At 62.2% G+C, this 21,956-nt stretch carries 20 protein-coding genes and 1 tRNA gene; 15 read left to right on the top strand and 6 right to left on the bottom strand.

Features of this window, described 5'->3' with window-relative positions:
* Window positions 1-74 precede the first annotated feature (74 nt).
* The 3 genes from BLW80_RS11335 (at window position 75) to BLW80_RS11325 (ending at window position 2,388) form a co-directional block, all read left to right on the top strand.
* On the top strand, window positions 75-590 hold the full coding sequence (locus BLW80_RS11335) for a prolyl-tRNA synthetase associated domain-containing protein (protein WP_093757963.1): 516 nt from the start codon (window positions 75-77) through the stop codon (window positions 588-590).
* Window positions 591-759: 169 nt separating this feature from the next.
* Window positions 760-1,863 (top strand): GlxA family transcriptional regulator, encoded by a 1,104-nt coding sequence (locus tag BLW80_RS11330; protein WP_089266567.1) that lies wholly within the window; start codon window positions 760-762, stop codon window positions 1,861-1,863.
* Window positions 1,864-1,896: 33 nt separating this feature from the next.
* Window positions 1,897-2,388, top strand: a complete 492-nt coding sequence (locus tag BLW80_RS11325) for a GNAT family N-acetyltransferase (RefSeq protein ID WP_093758227.1) — start codon at window positions 1,897-1,899, stop codon at window positions 2,386-2,388.
* 121 nt (window positions 2,389-2,509) lie between these two features.
* On the opposite strand, the gene BLW80_RS11320 is transcribed toward BLW80_RS11325, so the two are convergent.
* Window positions 2,510-2,599 (bottom strand) — tRNA-Ser (locus BLW80_RS11320).
* Window positions 2,600-2,952: 353 nt separating this feature from the next.
* Between BLW80_RS11320 and BLW80_RS11315 the strand changes: the two genes are divergently transcribed.
* Together BLW80_RS11315 and BLW80_RS11310 are read left to right on the top strand one after the other, a co-directional pair.
* Window positions 2,953-3,996, top strand: a complete 1,044-nt coding sequence (locus tag BLW80_RS11315) for a PstS family phosphate ABC transporter substrate-binding protein (RefSeq protein ID WP_093757962.1) — start codon at window positions 2,953-2,955, stop codon at window positions 3,994-3,996.
* Window positions 3,993-5,006, top strand: a complete 1,014-nt coding sequence (locus BLW80_RS11310; protein WP_093757961.1) for a PstS family phosphate ABC transporter substrate-binding protein — start codon at window positions 3,993-3,995, stop codon at window positions 5,004-5,006. Before BLW80_RS11315 ends, BLW80_RS11310 begins: the two co-directional genes overlap by 4 nt.
* 164 nt (window positions 5,007-5,170) lie before the next feature.
* Here BLW80_RS11310 and BLW80_RS11305 read toward each other — a convergent pair whose 3' ends face one another.
* The gene (locus BLW80_RS11305; protein WP_093757960.1) at window positions 5,171-6,274 is read right to left on the bottom strand and encodes an ROK family protein; all 1,104 of its coding nucleotides are present in this window, start codon (window positions 6,272-6,274) and stop codon (window positions 5,171-5,173) included.
* Between the two features lie 245 nt (window positions 6,275-6,519).
* On the opposite strand from BLW80_RS11305, the gene BLW80_RS11300 reads away from it, so the two are divergent.
* Window positions 6,520-7,860, top strand: coding sequence for a TadE/TadG family type IV pilus assembly protein (locus BLW80_RS11300; protein WP_093757959.1), 1,341 nt, complete (start codon window positions 6,520-6,522; stop codon window positions 7,858-7,860).
* A gap of 94 nt (window positions 7,861-7,954) precedes the next feature.
* Here BLW80_RS11300 and BLW80_RS11295 read toward each other — a convergent pair whose 3' ends face one another.
* Window positions 7,955-8,848: a LysR family transcriptional regulator gene (locus BLW80_RS11295; protein ID WP_093757958.1), complete on the bottom strand. Its 894-nt coding sequence runs from the start codon at window positions 8,846-8,848 to the stop codon at window positions 7,955-7,957.
* Between the two features lie 130 nt (window positions 8,849-8,978).
* On the opposite strand from BLW80_RS11295, the gene BLW80_RS11290 reads away from it, so the two are divergent.
* The 4 genes from BLW80_RS11290 (at window position 8,979) to BLW80_RS11275 (ending at window position 12,180) form a co-directional block, all read left to right on the top strand.
* The gene (locus BLW80_RS11290; protein WP_093758226.1) at window positions 8,979-10,142 is read left to right on the top strand and encodes a mandelate racemase/muconate lactonizing enzyme family protein; all 1,164 of its coding nucleotides are present in this window, start codon (window positions 8,979-8,981) and stop codon (window positions 10,140-10,142) included.
* A 466-nt stretch (window positions 10,143-10,608) separates the two neighbouring features.
* Window positions 10,609-11,103, top strand: a complete 495-nt coding sequence (gene rplU, locus BLW80_RS11285) for a 50S ribosomal protein L21 (RefSeq protein WP_068737819.1) — start codon at window positions 10,609-10,611, stop codon at window positions 11,101-11,103.
* 80 nt (window positions 11,104-11,183) lie between these two features.
* Window positions 11,184-11,456: a 50S ribosomal protein L27 gene (gene rpmA / locus BLW80_RS11280; protein WP_068737821.1), complete on the top strand. Its 273-nt coding sequence runs from the start codon at window positions 11,184-11,186 to the stop codon at window positions 11,454-11,456.
* 133 nt (window positions 11,457-11,589) lie between these two features.
* On the top strand, window positions 11,590-12,180 hold the full coding sequence (locus tag BLW80_RS11275) for a GNAT family N-acetyltransferase (RefSeq protein ID WP_089266554.1): 591 nt from the start codon (window positions 11,590-11,592) through the stop codon (window positions 12,178-12,180).
* Window positions 12,181-12,247: 67 nt separating this feature from the next.
* Here BLW80_RS11275 and BLW80_RS11270 read toward each other — a convergent pair whose 3' ends face one another.
* The gene (locus BLW80_RS11270) at window positions 12,248-13,165 is read right to left on the bottom strand and encodes a DMT family transporter (protein ID WP_093758225.1); all 918 of its coding nucleotides are present in this window, start codon (window positions 13,163-13,165) and stop codon (window positions 12,248-12,250) included.
* 164 nt (window positions 13,166-13,329) lie between these two features.
* Here BLW80_RS11270 and obgE point away from each other — a divergent pair, with 164 nt between their 5' ends.
* The 3 genes from obgE (at window position 13,330) to BLW80_RS11255 (ending at window position 15,919) form a co-directional block, all read left to right on the top strand.
* Complete coding sequence (gene obgE / locus BLW80_RS11265) at window positions 13,330-14,379, top strand: GTPase ObgE (protein WP_093757957.1); 1,050 nt, start codon at window positions 13,330-13,332, stop codon at window positions 14,377-14,379.
* A gap of 51 nt (window positions 14,380-14,430) precedes the next feature.
* Window positions 14,431-15,561, top strand: coding sequence for a glutamate 5-kinase (gene proB / locus BLW80_RS11260; RefSeq protein WP_092140564.1), 1,131 nt, complete (start codon window positions 14,431-14,433; stop codon window positions 15,559-15,561).
* 136 nt (window positions 15,562-15,697) lie between these two features.
* Window positions 15,698-15,919, top strand: a complete 222-nt coding sequence (locus tag BLW80_RS11255; RefSeq protein ID WP_068737829.1) for a cysteine rich repeat-containing protein — start codon at window positions 15,698-15,700, stop codon at window positions 15,917-15,919.
* 69 nt (window positions 15,920-15,988) lie between these two features.
* On the opposite strand, the gene BLW80_RS11250 is transcribed toward BLW80_RS11255, so the two are convergent.
* Window positions 15,989-17,674, bottom strand: coding sequence for an MFS transporter (locus BLW80_RS11250; RefSeq protein ID WP_093758224.1), 1,686 nt, complete (start codon window positions 17,672-17,674; stop codon window positions 15,989-15,991).
* A gap of 165 nt (window positions 17,675-17,839) precedes the next feature.
* Between BLW80_RS11250 and BLW80_RS11245 the strand changes: the two genes are divergently transcribed.
* Window positions 17,840-19,216 (top strand): hydrolase, encoded by a 1,377-nt coding sequence (locus BLW80_RS11245; RefSeq protein ID WP_093757956.1) that lies wholly within the window; start codon window positions 17,840-17,842, stop codon window positions 19,214-19,216.
* Window positions 19,217-19,451: 235 nt separating this feature from the next.
* On the opposite strand, the gene BLW80_RS11240 is transcribed toward BLW80_RS11245, so the two are convergent.
* A complete protein-coding gene (locus tag BLW80_RS11240) occupies window positions 19,452-20,282 on the bottom strand; it encodes a hypothetical protein (RefSeq protein ID WP_093757955.1) in 831 nt (276 codons plus the stop codon).
* Window positions 20,283-20,492: 210 nt separating this feature from the next.
* Between BLW80_RS11240 and BLW80_RS11235 the strand changes: the two genes are divergently transcribed.
* Window positions 20,493-21,878, top strand: a complete 1,386-nt coding sequence (locus BLW80_RS11235; protein WP_093757954.1) for a cytochrome P450 — start codon at window positions 20,493-20,495, stop codon at window positions 21,876-21,878.
* Window positions 21,879-21,956 lie beyond the last annotated feature (78 nt).

Below are 21,956 nucleotides of genomic sequence, written 5' to 3'. Positions count from 1 at the left end.
ATCGCTGCCATGTAGACAGGACGGCATGCCCCGGGCGCACGCAGTCCCGCCCTCGACGATCAAGGACACGCAGGATGAGCATCGAACGCAGCGACGAGATTCTTCAGTACCTCAAAGACAAGTCGATCGTGGTGGAGACGTTCGAACACCCGCCCGTGCATACGGTGGAAGAGTCGCGTGCGCTGCGCGGCGACATTCCCGGCATTCACACCAAGAACCTGTTCCTCCGCGACGGCAAGAAACGGTTCTTCCTGTTCGTCACCGACGAAGCCGCGACCGTTCACCTGAAGTCGCTGGCAAAGACGATCGGCGCCAAGGGCGGGCTGTCATTTGGAAGCGCGGAAGCCCTGAAGGAATTGCTTGGGATCGAACCGGGATCGGTCTCGATTCTGGCGCTCTACAACGATGCCAATCAGGCGGTCACTCCCGTCATCGATGCGCGCTTACGATCGGCGGAGCGCATCAATTGCCACCCCATCATCAACAGCCGCACGACATCGCTGTCGGTCGGCGCACTCGACGCATTTCTTGCTGCGATCGGCCGCGAAGCGCAGTTCGCGACGCCAGAAGAGCCGCCGTCCGCCGGCTGACCCTCCTGCGCCGAACCGGCCGACCTGGGCTTCCGGTTCCCAGCCGACGCCCCAACGTCGCGCGCCAAGCGAGACGCTTCGCCGCCCTTGCGCGCGCGGCAATGTATTTTTAGGATCAGTCCGTCGCAAATGCCTGCCCCGGCGCGCTGGAGGTATGTAATGATGCGACATGGGTCCGTTTTGGAGCATCGTCTCGCGGCGATCACCCGGATTGCCATTCGACCATATGGTGAATGCGAAGGCAGGGGTGATGCAACCAAAGGTCCGTCCGCTGCGCGTTGGCTTCATTCTGACCAAGAATTTCACGCTGACTGCATTGGCCAGCTTCGTGGACGTGCTGCGTCTCGCCGCCGACGAAGGCGACAACAGTCGGCCGATCCGCTGCCAGTGGCACATCATGGCCGACACCGACGAGCCGATCCGTTCGAGTTGCGGTCTGCTGATGTATCCGAATTCCCGGTTCCTCGATCCGCGCGAGCTCGATTATGTCGTCGTCGTGGGCGGCCTGCTGCATCAGGGCCCGCAGATCGATGACAAGATCAAGCGCTATCTGCTGGAGGCTGCGAACACCAAGGTCGATCTGATCGGCGTCTGCACCGGCAGTTTCGTGCTGTGGCGTCTAGGCCTTCTCAACCAGAAAAAGTGCTGCATCAGCTGGTACCACTATCGCGATTTCCTGGAGGAATTCGGCGAGACACTCCCGGTGGCCGACCAGCTCTTCGTCATCGACGGCAACCGCATCACGTGTTCGGGCGGCATGGGCGTTGCCTACCTCGCCGCCCATATCGTGGAACAACGCATGGGCCTGTCGAGCGCGCAGAAGGCGCTCCACATCATGTTGATCGATCGCATGAAACCCGGATCTTCGGCTCAATCGGCGCCGCCGACCGAATTTGCCGAGACCGACGGACGGATCTCGCGCGCGCTGCTAATGATGGAGCAGAACCTATCAGCGCCGCTGTCTGTCGCGCGACTGGCCGGCAAGGTCAGTCTGAGCACGCGGCAACTGGAGCGCCTTTTCAAAGAGGAAACTGGACAGTCGCCGCAGGCGACATATCTGCGGCTGCGCCTGAAACATGCACGGTGGATGTTGAAGACCGACCTATCGCTGGCCGCAATCGCCGCCGAAACCGGCTTCGTCGACGGCTCGCATCTCAGCAAGGCGTTCAAGGCCGCCTTCAATACCAACCCGTCCGAGGAACGCCGCAGAATAATCGGGCAATCCCACGGACAGGATGCCGGCGAAGGTCGGCGTATATTCAGTCCGGCTTAGGCGGTACTTTTTATGGTGATGCACTCCGACGACCTGATCATTCGCCCGGCTGAGCCGGCAGACCGGACAGACATCTGGTCGGTCATCGAGCCAACCATCCGTGCAGGCACGACCTACGCCCTGGACCCCCTGATGACGAGGGACGATGCTTTGTCCTACTGGCACGGTCCGGATAAACGAACCTTCGTTGCCGTGCGCCAAGGTCAGATCGTGGGATCCTATTATCTCCGTGCCAACCAGGACGGTGGTGGCAGCCACGTGGCCAATTGCGGCTACATGACGCTGGCGAGCGCGCAAGGCGGCGGCGTGGCCCGCAATATGTGCCTACACTCGCTCGACTATGCCAGAAGCTCCGGATTTCGCGCCATGCAATTCAACTGCGTCGTGAGCAGCAATGTGCGTGCGGTGAGACTCTGGACTACGCTTGGTTTTGAGATCGTCGGACGGCTGCCTGAGGCTTTTCGGCTTCCGACTGACGAATATGTTGATGCGCTCGTGATGTTTCGTAAGCTTGACGCTCAATAACGGCATCGCGAGGCGCACAAGACATAGATTGAGCCATGTGTACCACCCGTGTGTACCAATCGGGCGGAAAAAGCCTATCTCTTTCAATATCTTATTGATTTCGTTGCGATTTTAGTCTGGCTGGCGGAGAGGGGGGGATTCGAACCCCCGATGGGCTTGCACCCATGCCGCATTTCGAGTGCGGTACAATCAACCACTCTGCCACCTCTCCAAGGCGCCAAGACCCGCGGTCGCCCGCAGGTGGTTGGCGGTGTTCTAGGCGAGGATGACTCGGCAGACAAGCCGGGCGAGCGGGAATTTCCCGCGATCTTTGCCGATGCCCGGCCAAGTCGCCGGGGACAGAGGGCTCGCGCGATCCGGGTAACTAGAGCGATAGTAAAATACCCGTCGCGAGACGCACCTCTTGTCGGCTCCGCATATAAGTCACCAATTTCATTACGATTTCGGCGAGACCGTCAGCCTGCGCGAGCCGCGCCGAGCCGCTCCCGCACCTCCTCGTTCGTTGCGCCCAAGCCGTGATCGCCATAGGGCACGATGGCTTCACCCTCGAGCGAGGTCACAACCATGCTTCTCACTGCCCGCGCCTGCGCGGCGTCACTGGCCCTGCTGGTGCCCCTTGCTGTTGCCGCACCGGCCGCAGCCGAATCTTTCGCGGTAGATCCCGCAATTCCCTCTTATGCACCGGGCAACGCCAAGCCTGTGGCCGGCACAGCCTATCTGACATCAGACGGGGCGATCCGGATCGGCGGTGCCGTGCACGCCAAATTCGTCGTGGAACGCGCCAACGCGCTGTATGCGAAGACCCATCCCGGCGCGAAGCTGGTCGACGTCTCCGCCGGCGCGGAAACCGCGATTCCCAACCTGACCTATAATCGCATCCTGGTCGGATCGATGGGACGTCCGATCAAGCTGCTGGAAGCCGCCGGCTTCAAGAGCGCGTTCGGCGCGGAACCGATCGAGATCAGGGTCGCGCATGCCGCCAACGATACCTCACAGCATCTTGCCACCTCGCTGGCGGTTTACGTCCATCGCGATAACCCGATCACGCAGCTGACCACCACGCAGGTCGCGCAGATCCTCACCATCGGCAATGCCGCCGGCGACTTCTCGCGTTGGGGCCAGCTCGGCCTCAAGGGCGACTGGACCAAGCGCCTGATCCATCCGCTCGGCACGCCGCAATATAGCGGCTTCGGCACGTGGATGCTGGCCAACCGGCTCGACGGCAAGCCCTACAGCACCCGCTATGAGGAATATTCCTCGACCGACGAATTGCTGAAGCGGCTGGAGAGCGAGCCCGGTGGCATCACCGTCGCCGCGATTGGGCGCGAGACCGACAGGATCAAGCAGGTCGCAGTCGCCGAGACGCCGGAAGGTCCTTTCATCAAGGGCACGCCGACAGAGATCCAAGCCAATAAATATCCCTATAGCCGCCACCTGTATTTCTACGCGCGCCGCGAAGCGGACGGCAAGATCGACCCGGTCGCTGCCGACTATCTGAAACTGCTGCTCTCGAAAGAGGGCCAGGACATCTTCGCTGCACAGGCCAATGGCTACATCCCGCTCAATGCCGCCGACGCGGCCATCGAACGCGCAAAGCTCGACCAATGAAAAACACGCTCTCTCTCCTCGCCCTGCTGATCGGCCTCTCAGACGCCCAAGCGCAGAACATCAAACCACAGCCGGTCACCGCTCCCAAGGATGCCAGCTATCTGTTGCCGGACGGCCGCATCGCGCTGCACGGCGATGATGCGCTGGCGCCGGTGATCGACGCGCTGAACGCGAAATTCGCGGAGAGCCATCCCGGCTTCAAGTTCGCGCCCGTACTGAAGGGCTCCGCGACGGCGCTGCCCGCACTAGCGGCCGGTGCAACGGCAATCGGTTTCGTCGTCGGCGAAGCGATGCGTCCCGATGTGCGAGCGTTCAAGGCCATCAACAAGCACGATCCGCTCAGCATCAGGATCGGCTATGCCGGCCATGGCCCACGCGTCGGCGGCAAGACGCCGCCTGCGGTCTATGTGAATAGCGCCAATCCGCTGCAGGGCCTGACGATGGCGCAGCTCGCTGGCCTGTTCACCTCGGGCTCGCCCGGCGGCGACATCAATACCTGGAGCCAGCTCGGCGTGACCGGCGCATGGGGCACCCGGCGCATCCATCTCTACGGCCAGCGCGATGACGGCGACTTCTCGACCAGCCTGCGACTCGCCCGTCTCGGCGGCATGTCGTTTGCGGGACATTACGAGCCGCTAGCGGACGATGCCGCCGTGCTGCTGGCCGTGGCGCAGGATCCCTACGGCATTGCCATCGTCGACTGGCTTGAACCGAAGCAACCGTCGAACGCTGTGCGCATCGTTCCGCTAGCCACGGAGACCGGCAAGCCGTTCGCGGCGCCGGACAAGGCCGGCGTCGCAAACGGCGCCTATCCGCTAACCCCCGCGATCACGCTCTACATCGCCCATCCGCCGAAGAGGCCGATCGAGTCCTTCATCAAGGACTATCTGACGATGGCGCTGTCGGACGAAGGCCAGGCGATCATCGCGCGCTTCGTTGACAGCGAGACGGGATTTCTGCCGCTGTCGCAGGACGATCTGCGCGTCGAACGCGAGAAGCTGAAGGATTAATGGAGCAACTAAACTATCATTCCGGGGCGCGAGCGCATCCTTGCGCACGCGAACCTCAGCCACTCCAATTGGAGTGGCGGGGAATCCGGACGCGCTCAGCCATATCGAGATTCCGGGTTCGCGTATCGCTTGCAGGCTACGCACCCCGGAATGACGAGCGTAACTCAATCCTTCTCTTTCTTATCGTCCTTGGCCTTGTCTTTCTTTGTTTCTTTCTTGCGGTTGGTGAAGCGAGCATTGCCCAGCCCCGTTCCGATCGTCAGCACGCCCCATCGTTCGAAGTCCTGCATGAAAGGGACTTCACTGAGGCCTTGGACAACGCCGTCATTGTGCATGAGCACCGCAGTATCGTGATCCCCGATTGTGGGAATGCCTTCGGCGAGCAAGGCCGGCAGGTTGAACTTGCTGCTTTCCCAGTTACCCGGAAGATTCTGCGCTCCCTTCGCGATGGTGCCGTCTTCGTTGATCACCCCCGGGCACGAGATGCCAATGAACGGCGCCAGCTTGAGGCCTTCATTGTCGGCGGCGGAGATCAGATCCTTCAGCATCTTCACTAACCGCTTGACGGCGCCTTCACGCGTCGGCTCATCATCGGCATGTTTCCAGAGATCGGACTTCCATACCGCGGCCTTGGAGAGATCCTTCGATTTCTTCCATGCGGTTTCGACCACGCCACAACGGATGTTGGAGCCGCCGATGTCGACCGCAAGAATGCTGTCGTAACCTTCGAAAATCCATGACGGCGCCAGATGCAGGCAACCGATCAGGCCGGCTTCATCTGGATGAAACCGGATCGGCACCAACGCAACCTTGAGATCCTCGGCCTTGAGAATGATGTCCGTGCGCGCAATAACAAGTTCCCCGACACGGCTCTGGCGGAAACCGCCGCCGACCACGATGCATTCCGTATCTGCCCAGGCCTTCGTCTTGAAGAAGCGCTGCGTGACATAAGCCAGCTCCCGCGCGAATTCTTCGATCGCACCATGGACGAGCGCAGCCGCGGCCACATCGTCGCCAAGCAGGATTTCGTCGAGGCTGGATTTACTGATCTCGTTGGCAGCCTTTTTGCCGAGCGGGTCGTCGCCGTTTTTCTTCAATGGCTTTCTGAGATCATCCAGTATGCGCTGAAAAGCGCCCTTGCTGGCGCGGTCACCGAGAAAGCCGTTGTCGTCCTTCAGCTCGATGTTGAACGTGTCCACATCAACGGACGGCAGCCGCTTGGCACCGTGATTGCCGATGCCTACGGTCGTCATTGTGTCTTCAGCCATATTGCCCCTGCCAGACTAGAACCGCATGACAATGCTCCGGGGGCCGGTTTGTTTCATTGCTCCGCCGGGATGATCGTACCGCTCACCTTTTGCGTCGGTCGCGCGAGCCGATTTCAACGATACAGGTAGAACATCCTTAACTAACCAACAGGGCAGCGACCCAAGCCACTACCTTTCTGCGATCGACCTAACAGTAAATTTATCAGCTCAGGTAATTATCTCCGCATTCATACGGGCGCGTATTCATGCTGAAGTCATTCCTCGGGCTATCATTCCTCAGGCTAACCGATCGTTTTCGCCGCGACCGGCGCGGCAATGTCGCGATCATATTCGCGATCACATGCATCCCCCTTATTTCCATGGTTGGCGCCGCGGTCGACTATACGCGTGCACTACAGATCAGATCTCAACTGCAAGCCGCCCTTGATACTGCGAGCGTCGGCTCCATCGTGCAGAAGTCTGCTGCATTCATTACCGCAGGTTCGATGGCAGCGGACGGCGCCGTCCCCGGGGGCGACGTCGACGCAATCAATATTTTCAAGGGCAACACATCAGGCAGGACCGGCTTCACGCTGACCAGCACGACAGCGACGGTCAATCGCGCCAACGGCGTGGTGACGGCCACCATGCAATTCTCGGCGGATGTGCCGACCAGTCTTACATCCGTCATGGGCTTTTCCAAGATGACCGTCACCGGCAGTTCTGTCGCGACGGCGACGATGCCGAATTACATCGATTTCTACCTGCTGCTCGACAATTCGCCATCCATGGGCGTCGGCGCAACACCGACCGACGTGGCTCTGATGGTCAAGAACACGTCGGACAGCTGCGCCTTTGCGTGCCACGACCTCAACAATACCAACAACTACTACAAACTCGCCAAGACACTTGGCGTGATCACGCGCATCGACGTGCTGCGTACGGCCACCCAGAAGTTGATGGATACCGCGGCCAGTACGCAGACCTATTCCAACCAGTTCCGCATGGCGATCTACGACTTCGGCGCGGCCGCCTCGACGTCCGGTTTGAGAGCCTTGTTCACATTGTCGTCCAGCCTCTCGAGTGCGAAGACGGCGGCCGGAAACATCGACTTGATGACGGTGAACGGCCAGAACGACAACAATGATCAGGACACTGGCTACAGTGCCATATTCCCGGCGATCAACACTGCCATCAGTGCCCCCGGAGCCGGTACGGCCGGTGCACCGCTCAAATATCTCTTCTTCGTATCCGATGGCGTGGCCGATGAGTACAATCCCGGCGGTTGTCTGAAAGCGACCACGAACGGACGATGCCAGTCGCCGATCAATCCGGCGCTTTGCACCACGCTGAAGAATCGCGGCATCAAGATTGCCGTGCTCTACACGACCTACCTCGCACTTCCGACCAACGCCTGGTACAATAGCTGGATCGCACCGTTCAACGCTGGCCCTTACGGACCTTCGCCCAACAGCCAGATCGCCAGCAATATGCAGAGCTGCGCTTCGCCGGGCTTCTATTTTGAAGTCAGCCCGACCCAGGGCATCTCGGAAGCGATGACTGCGCTGTTTCAGCGTGCCGTCGCCGATGCCCGTGTGAGTCGCTAACCGGCGCAATCCCCGGTCAAGTGGGCGAGCTCCGCGACACCGCCTGCGCGATCCGTCTTCAAGATCGTGCACGACACTGCTCTGTGGCGCATCCTCATTCGCTCGCGCTCTCCTTCAGGCTTTCAAGCAGCAATTGCGCCGGTCGACTGAGGCCCTTGTCGCGCACGGCGACAACGAATTGCCGCCTCGCCCAGTCATTGCTGAGCGGGATGACCTTCAGCCCCAATGTCTGCTGGATGGTGGAGGCTTCTTCCTGCGGAATGATGGCGACGGCCAGTTGCGCCGCGACGATGCGATAGGCGGCATCCACGGTGGAAACCTGAATGCGGTAGCGCATCTGCTTGCCGGCCGCAGCTGCCACGCTTCGCTGCGTCGTCTGCATGATACTACGCGCGACAATGTCGACGTGCTCGAAGTCGATCGTGTCCTCGAAGGACACCGATTTGCGCTCCGCTAGCGGATGATCGGGATGCACCACCACAGCGAGATGATCGCGGTGATAGGGAAACGTCCTAAGACCGCGCAGATCGACGGCATCCCAGCACACGCCGATATCGGCGCGCCCTTCCTCGACGCCGCGCACGACTTCCCAGATCTCGCGCTCTTCCAGACTGACGCGCACGTCGCGATAGCGCTTCGCAAACAGGCTGATATCTTCCGGCAGCACCTGCGCCACCGCCGACTTCGAGGCGAACACCCGTACATGCCCCTGCACGCCATCGGCAAAGGCACCGAGCTCAGCCTGCATCCGGTCGAGCAATTGCAACGACTCCCGTGCATAGCGACACAGCGCTTCACCGGCCGCCGTCACCGTGACCCCCCGGCGACCGCGTTCGAGTAACTGCACGCCGGCCTCCTGCTCCATCTGGCTGATGCGCTTGCTCACTGCGGAGGGCACGATGGCCTCGCGCTTGGCGGCATTGGCGATATTGCGCTCCTCGCAGACAGCGATGAACAGGCGGAGTGAAATTGGATCGAAGCTTTGCATGGGACGTCCGGGATGGCACCAGCCATCTTACCTCGGAACTGCTCAGATGAAAAATGACCATTTCAGAGATGGCTAAGAGAGGCGTATGCCTCTCCGCAAGCCCGTCTCACCCCAGCCGCAGGAGCGCCTCATGCGCATCGTCGACATCCGGGAGCGTACCGCCCCGATTGCCTCCCCTATCGCTAACGCCTTCATCGACTTCAGTAAAATGACGCTGAGCCTGGTTGCCGTGGTCACCGACGTGATCCGCGACGGCAAGCCGGTGATCGGTTACGGCTTCAATTCCAACGGCCGTTACGGCCAGGGCGGCCTGATCCGCGAACGCTTCGCGCCGCGCATCCTGGAAGCCAAACCCGACAGCCTGATCGACGCGTCAGGCGACAATATCGACCCGCACAAGGTGTGGGCCACCATGTTCACCAACGAGAAGCCGGGCGGCCATGGCGAGCGCTCGGTCGCGATCGGCACCATCGACATGGCGGTGTGGGATGCGGTCGCCAAGATCGCGGGCAAGCCGCTGTTTCGTTTGCTGGCCGAGCGCTACGGCACCACGGCCGACCCGAAGGTCTTCGTCTATGCCGCTGGCGGCTACTACTATCCCGGCAAGGGTCTTGAAGGCCTCGCCTCGGAAATGAAGGGCTATCTCGATCGCGGCTACAATGTCGTGAAGATGAAGATCGGCGGCGCGCCGCTGGCCGACGACTGCAAGCGCATCGAGCATGTGCTGAAACTGCTTCCGGCAGGGGCTAAACTCGCTGTCGACGCCAATGGCCGCTTCGATCTCGACACGGCCGTCGCCTATGCCAAGGCACTGCGCGAATACGACCTGTTCTGGTACGAGGAAGCCGGCGATCCGCTCGATTACGAGCTGCAGGCAAAGCTCGCCGAGCATTATCCCGGTCCGATGGCCACCGGCGAGAACCTGTTCTCGATGCAGGACGCGCGCAACCTGATCCGCTATGGTGGCATGCGCTCGGACCGCGACTGGCTGCAGTTCGACTGCGCGCTGTCTTACGGCCTCGTCGAATATCTCCGCACGCTCGACATGCTGAAGTCTTACGGCTGGTCCTGGCGCCGCTGCATCCCCCATGGCGGCCACCAGATGTCGCTGAACATCGCGGCCGGTCTCGGCCTCGGCGGCAATGAGTCCTATCCGGACCTGTTCCAGCCCTATGGCGGGTTCCCGGACGGCGTGAAGGTGGTGGATGGTCACATCACCATGCCGGAACTCCCGGGCATCGGCTTCGAGGGCAAGTCCGACCTGATCAAGGAAATGCGCAACCTGGCGTCGTGAGGGCGACCGAGAGGCTAAGCCTCTGATTTGGAGAACAAAACTCCGTCATGGCCGGGCCTGACCCGACTATCCACCTTTCCGCCATTCCGTCCGAAGATGGATGCCCGGGTCATCTAGCGAAGCTCGCTTCGCGCTGCCCGGGCATGACGACTGAAGGCAGGCGTCCGAAAAACGGGGCGGCAGGTTAAATGGTACGCTCCATCGCAGGCACCGACTCATCCGCCAAGACTCTGTTTTTGGCTCGCTTTTCGCCCGTCTTTCCTTGACTCTCCGCCTTCACCCTCTATAAAGCACGCTTCGGCGCAAGCTTTGCTTGGCGCCGATTGTTTTTGCGTGGGGTCGCAACGTCGACCAAAAACGCAAAGATGCGCGACTTCCTGGAAGTCGCGGTGAACCCTTATCGACTGAACAAGAAGCCGTCCCGGATCTGATCCGAGGATGGGATCGAACACGAAGGAATATAACGATGTTCGCAGTCATCAAAACCGGCGGCCGGCAATACCGCGTCGTTCCGGATGATGTGCTCGAGATTGGCAAGATCGCCGGCGATGTCGGAACGATCGTGCAGCTTGGTGAAGTTCTCGTACTGGGCGGTGATACGCCTGTGCTCGGCCTGCCTTTGGTGGCTGGAGCGTCGGTTGCGGCCGAAGTGCTCGACCACAAGCGCGGCCCCAAGGTCATCTCTTTCAAGAAGCGCCGCCGCAAGAATTCGAAGCGCAAGCGTGGCTACCGTGACGAACTCACGATGATCCGCATCACCGAGATCCTGGCCGACGGCAAGGCGCCGACGATCGGACCTCGCCCGAAGCGCGAAAAGCCGGTCGTGGCCGCTCCGGTTGATGGCGACGAAGCTCCTGCCAAGAAGGCGCCGGCGAAGAAGGCCGCTGCTCCGAAGGCAGCCGCCGCGAAGCCTGCTGCAGCCAAGAAGCCGGCTGCGAAGAAAAAGCCCGCCGCGGAATAAGCCGCTGCGAAAAGTTGAGAATCTGTGAGACAATTCCTTCAAGGAATTGATCTAGAACTTATCGAGATCGGAGACGGGCTATGGCTCATAAAAAAGCAGGCGGTTCATCGCGCAACGGCCGCGATTCGGCTGGCAAGCGCCTCGGCGTGAAGGCGTTCGGCGGCGAACGCGTGATTCCCGGCAACATCATTGCGCGTCAGCGCGGCACGACCTGGCACCCCGGCCTTAATGTCGGCATGGGCACAGACCATACCCTGTTCGCCAAGGTCGAAGGCCACGTGGAGTTTCGCGCCAAATCGAACGGCCGCACTTTCGTATCGGTACTCCCGATTACTGAAGCCGCGGCCGAATAAACGGTGGACACATTGGAGTCCGCCGGGTCCTGTTGAACCGGCGGAGCGCCAAAACTGGGCTCCAGGGGAGGCGGGAAACCGGCCTCCCCTTTTCGTTTGGTGCGTCGCTTCGGGGCGCACACAGGAGCCCGAGATGTTGCAGGATATTCCGACCCCGACGTTGAGAGAAACCAGAGGCTGCGTCCTCGAGACCGAACGGCTGGCCTTGCGCAAGCCGACACTCGCGGACGTAAAAGCCATCGCGCTTCTCGCCAATGATCGCCGCATCGCCGAGATGACGCGTCGCCTGCCCTTCCCGTATCAGCAGGATCACGCAGTCGATTTCGTCAATTCGCTGAGCGGCACGGCAAGCGACAGCGTGTTCCTGATCGAACTCGATCGTCGTCCCATCGGCATGGTCGGAATCGACTGGCGCGAAGCCGAATCGCCGGAGCTCGGCTACTGGCTCGGCGTCGATCACTGGGGCCAGGGTTTTGCGACCGAGGCCGCACGTGCCGCGATCGATTACGCATTCGACGAATTCGATATCGATCACCTGATCTCGGGTGCGCGCGTCGCCAATCCGTCGTCGCGCAACATCCTGGAGAAGTGCGGCTTCCAGTGGAGTGGTGTTCAACTGCACCGCTTCGAAGCGATCGGCTCGTCAACACCGGTCGACTGCTTCAAGCTGACAAGGGGCGTGTGGAGTTCGCTGAAGAACTGGGGAACGTCGACGCGACGGTGAACGACTCTTACTTTCCCTCTCCCCCGCGCGAAGCGAAGCTTCGCTAGGCGGGAGAGGGAAAAGAAGTTCACACCGCTGGCGGTACTTCGTCGGCGATCTTTCCGAGCTGCTGCTCGCGCAGGAAGATATAGAGCCCTGCTGCGATGATGACCGCCGCACCGATCAGCGTGGCCCACGACGGCAATTCGCCGAACACGAGATAGCCGAAGATCACCGCCCAGATGATCATCGAATACTGATACGGCACCACAGTGCTCGCCGGCGCCAGCTTCAGCGAGCGATTGACGCAGAGCAGCGCGCAGACCGAGACAACGCCCGCCAGAAAGAACAGGCCGAGATCGCGCAGATCGGGCGTCACCCATCCGAACGCCGTGAATACGGCGCCGAAAGTAAACGTGCCGATAAACTGGGTCGTCGCGAGCACGACGTCCGGCGCGGAACGCAGCGAGCGGGTGATGAGCATCAGCGCGGCGAAGGACAGGCTGCCGCCGAGCGCGATCAGCGCCGGCCATGTCACCGTCTGCGCCGAGGGCTGCAGCGCGATCAGTACACCGCAGAAGCCGACGAAGATCGCGCTCCAGCGCCGCCAGCCGACAGATTCGCGGAGAAAGATCGCGGAGCCCGCGGTGACGAAGATCGGACAGGCCAAATAATAGGTGATGACATCCGCCAGCGGCAGATAGGCCGCCGCCCAGAAGAACGCCGCGACTTCCAGTGTCGACAGCACCACGCGAATGAGCTGCAGACCCGGCCGATCGAGCTGCAGGAAGTCCGCACGATGCCGCCAGATCGACGGCGCCAGCAGCGCCAGCGCCGCGCAGGCCCGCAGCAGCATCAATTGCCCGACCGAATAGGTGCCGACGAGGAATTTGCCGATCGCATCGCCGCAGGAGAACATGCTGATGCCCAGGAGCATCAGGCCGATACCGGCCAGTCGGGCGGCACGATTGTCGGCTGCGGTCGAAATGGTCGCAAACATGCCTATATGAGCCTGTAGGAAAGTCGCGGAATGCGCACGCTTGGTTAACGGCAAGATGAGTCGTTTAGGACGTCACCTGATGCGCAGCAAGGCCCCAAAATAAGGGCTTTTCACGATGCTCCAGCGACGAAGTGGTTGCCGCGACCACCCCCCTGCGATACGGATACGCTATGAAATTCCTCGATGAAGCCAAGGTTTACATTCGCTCCGGCGACGGCGGAAACGGCTGCGTGGCCTTTCGCCGCGAGAAGTATATCGAATTCGGCGGTCCCTCCGGCGGCAATGGCGGCCGCGGCGGCGATGTCATCATCGAAGTGGTCGACGGCCTCAACACGCTGATCGACTATCGCTACCAGCAGCACTTCAAGGCGCCGCGCGGCACCAATGGCATGGGCAAGGACCGCCATGGCGCCAATGGCAAGCCGATCACGCTCAAAGTTCCGGTCGGCACGCAGATCATCGATGAGGATCGCGAGACGCTAATCCACGACTTCACCAAGCTCGGCGAGACCTATGTGCTGGCCGAAGGCGGCAATGGCGGCTTCGGCAATGCGCATTTCAAGTCATCTACCAATCGCGCCCCGCGCAATGCCAATCCCGGTCAGCCCGGCGAAGAGCGCTGGATCTGGCTGCGGCTGAAACTGATCGCGGATGCGGGCCTCGTCGGATTGCCCAATGCCGGCAAGTCCACTTTCCTGTCCAAGGTCAGCGCTGCACGGCCGAAGATCGCGGACTATCCGTTCACCACACTGCATCCGCAGCTCGGCGTCGTCGATGTCGACGCGCGCGAATTTGTGCTGGCCGACATTCCCGGTCTGATCGAAGGCGCTCATGAGGGCGCCGGCCTCGGCGATCGCTTCCTCGGCCATGTCGAGCGTTGCCGTGTTTTGCTGCATCTGATCGATGCGACCTGCGAACATGCGGGCAAGGCCTACAAGACCGTCCGCGCCGAACTCGATGCCTATGAGGGCGACCTCGCCAACAAGGTCGAGATCGTCGCGCTCAACAAGATCGATGCGGTCGAGCCGGACGAGCTGAAGAAGCAGAGGGACCGGCTAAAGCGCGCTGCGAAGCAAACGCCGCTGCTGATCTCAGGCGCGACGGGCGAAGGCGTGCCGGAAGCTTTGCGGGCGCTGGTCGCGGTGATCGGCGAAGCGCCGGTGTCGGACAAGGCCAAGAGCGCAGCGCAGTCTGCGCCATGGGCGCCGGCGACGAGCTGATCTGCCTCTGACGTCCGTCCAAGCATCACACGTCCTGCCAAAGCCCACATCATGTCGCGCCCCGAGCTGAAGAACTTTCGCCGTATCGTCGTCAAGGTTGGCTCGTCGCTGCTGATCGATTCCGCGGCCGGCGAAGTCAGGGCCAAATGGCTTGCGGCGTTGGCCGCCGATATCGCCAAGCTGCATGCGGACGGTCGCGACGTCCTCGTGGTCTCATCAGGCTCGATCGCGCTCGGCCGCAGCCGCCTCAAGCTTCCGCGCGGTCCGCTGAAACTGGAAGAGAGCCAGGCCGCCGCTGCCGTCGGGCAGATCGCGCTGGCGCGCATCTGGTCGGAAGTACTGGGCCATCACGGCATCGGTGCCGGACAGATTCTCGTGACGCTGCAGGACACCGAGGAACGTCGTCGTTACCTCAATGCGCGCTCGACCATCGGCAAACTGCTGGAATGGCGCGCGGTGCCGGTCATCAACGAGAACGACACTGTGGCGACCAACGAGATCCGCTATGGCGACAATGATCGCCTCGCGGCGCGCGTCGCGACCATGGCATCCGCCGATCTGCTGGTGCTGCTGTCGGATATCGACGGGCTCTACACTGCACCACCCGGCGCCAATCCCGATGCGAAGCTGATTCCCATCGTCGACAGCGTCACTGCCGAGATCGAAGGCATGGCGGGCGCTGCCGAGAGCGAATTGTCGCGCGGCGGCATGTACACCAAGATCGAAGCTGCCAAGATCGCGACCACCGCGGGCACGCATATGATCATCGCGTCCGGCAAGGTCGAGCATCCACTGCAGAAGATCGCCGATGGCGGCCTGTGTACCTGGTTCCTGACTCCTGCAAATCCCGTCACTGCGCGCAAACGCTGGATTGCGGGATCGCTGGAACCGAAAGGCACGCTGACTATTGATGCAGGTGCTGTCGCCGCACTCCGTGCCGGCAAGAGTCTGCTGCCTGCCGGCGTCATCAAGGTGGAAGGTGACTTCGCACGCGGCGACGCCGTTATCGTGCGCGGACCGGACACGCACGAAATCGGCCGCGGCCTCGTGGCTTATGACGCAGACAATGCTGAGAAGATCAAAGGCCGCTCATCTCCGGACGTGATGATTATTCTTGGGATCAGCGGCCGCGCCGAAATGATCCATCGCGACGATCTCGTGATTTCGGGATCACGAAGTTAAGCAGCGACGCTCGCCTGAATGACATAACGCGCAATCCGTAAACTTGGCCCCGGACGCTCGCCATCATTGCGCCATTCCCGCGTACTTCGTTGCGCGCCATAGAATCAGATAGCCAATTTTTAGGGAGGCCCATTTCATGACCCGACTTTTGATCATCCCGTTCCTGCTGATCGCAACGTCCGCTTTCGCGCAGGGCGGTAACACATCAGCCAATCAGTCGGCCTGCTCACGCGACGTCTCGCGCTTCTGCCGCGCCAAGATGAACGATGGTGACATGGTCGTGCTCAGCTGCCTCAAGGAAAACCGTTCGAAGCTCAGCAAGGCCTGCGCGAAAGTTCTCGCCGAGAATAATCAATAGCGCGACTAGCGTTTTCGAGCGAAGTGAGCACCGGTTCGCGTCAGGAAAACGCGTCAAGATTAAGAAGCTCTAACCGCTGCTGCCGGCCGGCGTCGCGACAGGAAGCACCTCGGTCGCTGCGCGATCGGGCGTATCGTCCTTCCAGCGCACCGAACCGAACGGCCGCTCCAGCATGCGACGCACGCGAACCGGATCCGGCCCCAGATGATAGTCCGCCGCGCGCTGATACAAAGCGCGCTCGGACTGCGTCGAACGATTACGCTGGCGCAGGAAATCGAGCCAGGTCGGGCAGTGGTAGCGTTCGGTCCACAATTCGGGATCAGCGATATCGCGCGCGATGGACCACCCATAGGCGCCGTTGCGCTGGCGCGAGAGCTGCACGTCCTGCATCACGCCGTGGAATGCGCGCGCATTCTCTTGATCCACGCGATATTCGATCTCCACCACCAGCGGGCCACTGCGCGCCGTCAATTGGAGTTGCACTTCAGGATCGGCCAGCGTCTCGGCATCCTCGTCGCGCGCGCCGGTCGGCGGCATCCGTAGGAACAGGCCAAACAGCGGCGAGAGAAACATCGCTCCGCCGGACACCAGCAATGCCGCTTCGACGCCGACCATGTCTGTGAGATGACCCCAGCCCCAACTGCCAATGGCAATGCCGCCGGCAATCGCAGCCTGAAAGGCGGCGAGCGAACGTCCGGCAACCCAGCGCGGCGCCGAGAGCTGTACGCCGATATTGAACAGCGCGACCGCCAGCATCCAGACCGAGCCGGCCACCACCAGCGCCGCCGCCGTGATTGCCGGCTCGCTGCTGACCGCGACGACGGCAATCGCGACGCCCATGATCAGCGCACAGGCCCGGATCGAACTTTCGCCGCTCAGATGCTTGCGGACATGCCCAATATTCATTGCGCCGATCACCGCACCCATACCGAAGGCGCCGAGCATGATTCCGTAGGTCTGCGCGCCGCCATGCAGCAGGTCGCGCGCAACCAGCGGCATCAGCGCCGAGACCGAACCACCGCAGATGCCGGTGATCAGCGTGCGCGTCAGCACGATCTTGATCGACGGCGAATTAGCAATGTAACGCACGCCGGACACGATGGCCCGGCTCAGCCGCTCACGCGGCAGCCGCGACACATCGACCTTGCGACGCCACAGGAACAGCACCACCAGCAACGGGATGTAGAGCACCGCATTGGCCGCGAAGGCTGCGACGGCACCGGCGGTGGCGACCACGATGCCGCCGATCGCCGGGCCGAAACTGCGCGCGATATTGTAACTGATGCCGTTCAGCGCCACGGCGGATGGCAGTACCTCCGGCGGCACCTGCTCGCCGACCGAGGATTGCCAGGCCGGTCCGAACAGCGCCATGCCGCTGCCGATGATGAAGCAGAAGGCGAGCAGGATGTTCGGCGTGATGTGACCGGTCCAGTCCAGCATGGTCAGTACGCAGGCGCCGACCAGCGACAGCACCAGCGAAGCCAGCGACACGACACGGCGGTCATACATGTCGGCCACGGCGCCCGCCGGCATCGAGATCAGCATGATCGGCAGCATCAAGGCGGTCTGCACCAGCGCCACCTTGTCGGCCGACGCGGTCATCTGCGTCATGGCCCAGGCAGCGCCCACGCTCTGGATCATCAGGCCCAGATTGGACAGCAGGCTGGCGAGCCAGATCCGCCGGAACACCGCAAACCGCAGCGGGGCGGCAATGCCGTCGGAGGGAAGAACCACTGGTTTCGCTGCTTCGGCCATCATCGTCCCGTCGTCTGCTGCAGATAGCGACTGCAGAGCCATGCGGGGCCTGATTCCCCGCATGGTGTATCAAGGTGATGCCTGCGAAACGCGTTGTCTGTCCAGTGCCTGCTCCGCTATCACAGTGGCAGGCGTCGGATGTGCGCAGATAGAGGGAGACCAGCCATGGCGCTGTCGCGACGGACCATACTCACGGGCGCAGCGATGCTGCCGCTGGCTGCCCATGCGCTCCGTTTCGAGGCCGCAGCACAGACTGGCCCCGGCACGACTGCAGGTTCCGACATTCCCCCGATCCTGTTCGTCCACGGCAATGGTGACCACGCGGCGCTCTGGATGACGCAGATCTGGCGCATGGAAACCAATGGCATCCCGCGCAACCGGCTGATGGCGCTCAATTTCACCGATCCGCTGGCGCGTTCCGACGATGCTGTGGCGCAGCAGGGCCGCTCCTCCACCGAAGACCAGCGCCGCGAACTTGGCGAAGCCATCGCGGAACTGAAAAAGCGCACTGGTGCTGCGAAAGTGGCGCTGGTCGCCAATTCGCGCGGCGGCAATGCGGTGCGCAATTACATCAAGAATGGCGGCAGCGCCGATGTCAGCCACGCCGTCCTATGCGGCACCCCCAATCACGGCGTGTTCGACGGGACCGATAGTCCCGGCAGCGAATTCAATGGCCGCAGCCCGTTCCTCAAGAGCCTCAATCCCGACGAAGGCCCTGAGGTGACTGAAGGTACCGCCTTCCTCACCCTCCGCAGCGATGGCATCGACAAATATGCGCAGGCCGACGGTCGCCTGCTCGGCAAGCCGGGCGTGGCCACCGGCGTCACCGCCGATGGTCCGGCGCTGCGCGGCGCCACCAATCTCGTCCTCGGCGCCATCGATCATCGTGAAACCGGCTTTCACCCCCGCGCCTTCCGCGAGATCTACAAATTCATCGCGGGCCGCGAACCCGCGCGGATCGATATTGTGCAGGAAGCTGACGTGAAAATCAGCGGTCTTGTCACCGGCACGCCCGGCGGTGTACCCACCAATCGTCCAGTCGCGGATGCCTTGGTCGAGGTGTATCGCGTCGCGCCTGACAACGGCGAACGGATCGGGGCGGCGCTCCATTCGGCCCGCACATCCGCCGATGGCTGCTGGGGTCCGGTTCAGGTCGACCCTACCTGGCCTGTTGAGATTGTGCTGACATCGGCCGGCGCGCCGATCACGCATTCCTATCGCTCGCCATTCCCCCGCTCGTCCGACGTCGTGCATCTGCGTCCCGGTCGCACACTGGGTCCCGCCGACGCCACTGTCGGCGCCGTGATCTCGATGTCGCGCGTCCGCGGCTATTTCGGACTGCCGCGCGATGTCGTGCTGCTCGACGGCAAGGAGCCGACCGACGTGAAAGCCGGCGTGCCCACGGATTCGCTCTCGACTATCCGCCTTCCGGCCACGGACATCGGACGTCCGGTGGCAGCGCTGTTCAATCAGGAGCGGATCGTGGCGCGCGCCTGGCCGGCGTCGGAAAACCGGATCACGGTGGCGGAATTCACCGAGTAGATCACGTCAACTCGCGCGCCTCAGCGGTCTGGCTTTCTATATAACCGCTTTGCTGACTTCCCTGCGCGTCTCCGGTCAGATCGCATGAGGCATTGTTCGAAATCGTAAAGAGCCCCGCCATGTGCGGGGCTCCTTCGTTATTCTGTTATCGCAGCAACAGTACCAGGATGATGAGGGGAAGCGGGATTCCGAGTAGCCACAGAAGAATGGGCATGGTTGTCTCCTTTGATCGGGGTTAACGACGCTTCTTCCAGGTCCCGTCACGAAGCCCGCCACCTTCCGTCGCGGCAAGGCTGGCGGAGAAGGCGCCGATCAGCAGCGACGCCGTGAGCCAGAATGCGAGCTGCATCGCGGCCTTGCGTGCGGCATCCACCGCGGTCTTCGCATCGTTGATGACTTCAGTGACGCGCTTGTCGGCATCTGCCTCGCTCAGACCGGTGCGGCTGGCGACAACCTTGTTGACGTAGCTGCGGTCGGCAGGCTTGAGCTCTCCACCACGGAAACTGGCAGCCATCACACGTGACAGTTCACCACGCGCTTCCGCACTGGTGCCATCGGCCGACGGCGTCGTCGGACGCAGCAGCGAATCCAGGTAGCCATCGCTCGGACCTGACTGGGCTGCAGCAGCGGTTGCACCGGCAGCAACACCCGACGCGGCTCCGCTCAGCAAAGAGGTTGCTGGAGATGCCAGCAGGATCGCTCCCAAAACCGTCGCGAACGACCAGGCCAGGAATCCATGCGCGGTGTCGCGAAAGTAGACTTCGTCCGAATGCACGCCGATCCAGCGCGACCGCAGACGGCCGGCAATATAACCACCGAGCGATGACGAGATCATCGCGATGACGATCAGGTAGATACCGGTCGTGATCTTGAACGTGGTCGCGGAGGCGCCGGCACTTGCCCACGGAGACACGACAGACAGACCGAGACCTGTGCCAAAGGCAATCAGGACGAGCGTCAGTGCGAGCGAAACCACGGCACCGGCTGCAACCGCAGCCCACGATACGCCGGAGGTTTGCGGTTCGTCGACGCTTACATTGGGTTGGACGACAACGGTATCGATCATTTTAAATCCTCAGGCCGGTCCGATATGGAGCCACTGCCTCCCTAATGTGCATGCGTGAGTATCGTTCCGAGGGATGCGCCCGCTGGACCGCAATATTGGTCGATGCGTGCGTTGCGGCCGCGCTTTCCATCGACGCCTCCATGGCGCGCGGATGGACGCCTGCTATAATGACGAGACGCTCCGGTCCCTGGATCAATTGCGAGGCCCATCGTGAGCATTGCCGAGGTCTACGATTTCTCCGCTGCGCGAGCGCCCCTGGTGCCGCCGAGCCCGCCACGTGCGCCCGAGAACATGGGTGCGCTGGGGCGTATGTCGGCGATGCGCCGCAGCGCTATCGAGACCTGGGGCCAGCGCGCCTATGAAGATGACATCATCAACGGCCGTTTCTTCGGCCATGCCAGCTTCATCCTCAACGACCCCGATGCGATCCGCCATGTTCTGGTGGACAATTATGAGAACTATACCCGCACGCCCGCTGCATTCCGCGTGCTGCGGCCGATGCTCGGCGAGGGCCTGCTGCTCGCCGAAGGCCGCACCTGGAAACACCAGCGCCGCACCCTGGCGCCCGCTTTCACGCCGCGCGCGGTGACGACTTTGGTGCCGCACATGATCTCGGCGGTCGATGACACGCTGGCCGACCTGCATCGCGCCGTGGGCAAGCCGGTCGATCTGCGCGCGATCATGCAGCGGATGACGCTGGAGATCGCAGGCCGCACCATGTTCTCCTTCGGCATGGCCGAGCATGGCGCGAAGCTGCGCGACTTCGTGATGGAATACGGCATGAACCTGGCACGGCCGCATTTCCTCGATCTGCTGCTGCCGCTGGGCTGGCCGACGCCGCAGGATATCTCGCGCGCCTTCTTCCGCAGACGCTGGACGAGATTCGTCGGCGAGCTGATGACCGCACGTCGCGCCGCCGGCAAGAACGACGACGCGCCGCGCGATCTGTTCGACCTGATGGTGGCCGCGCGCGATCCGGAAACCGGCGCATCCTTCACCGATGGGCAGCTCGGCGATCAGGTGGCGACGATGATCCTCGCCGGCCATGAGACGACGGCAACGGCGCTGTTCTGGGCGCTGTATATGCTGACGCTCGATCCGGCGACCCAGGAGCAGGTCGCGGCCGAAGCCCGTGCCGCCAGCGCGAGCGGCACATTCGACATCGAGCATCTGAAGTTCACCCGCGCGGTGATCGATGAGACCATGCGGCTCTATCCGCCCGCCTTCCTGATCGCACGCGCCGCCGCGGGCCCTGATCGTCTGGCTGGCCAGTCCGTCGCCAGCAAGGACGTGATCCTGATCGCGCCCTGGCTACTGCATCGGCACGAGAAATTGTGGCACGAGCCCAACGCCTTCATGCCGTCCCGTTTCATGCCCGGCGCGACACCGCCGGACCGCTTCGCCTATCTGCCTTTCGGCGTCGGTGCCCGGGTCTGCATCGGCGCGCATTTCGCGCTTGTCGAGGCCACATTAGCGCTGGCGAAAATCATCGGCGCAATCCGCGTCGAGCTACCGGATAAAGCACCCGTCATGCCTATCGGCGTGGTGACGACACAACCGGATCGCTCGCCAATGTTCCGCATTGAGCGGCGTTGACGTTATTTCAGCACGCCCTCTCCTCACGTCTTCCCCGCCCCCGCGCGCGCTCATGGCACTTAGGCGGAACGACAAGTT

It is taken from the genome of Tardiphaga sp. OK245, from assembly GCF_900108575.1.
In the GTDB taxonomy this organism is placed as follows: Bacteria; Pseudomonadota; Alphaproteobacteria; order Rhizobiales; family Xanthobacteraceae; genus Tardiphaga; species Tardiphaga robiniae.
The sequence above is the reverse complement of the archived record's forward strand: the minus strand, read 5'-3'. Positions and strand labels throughout refer to the sequence as shown.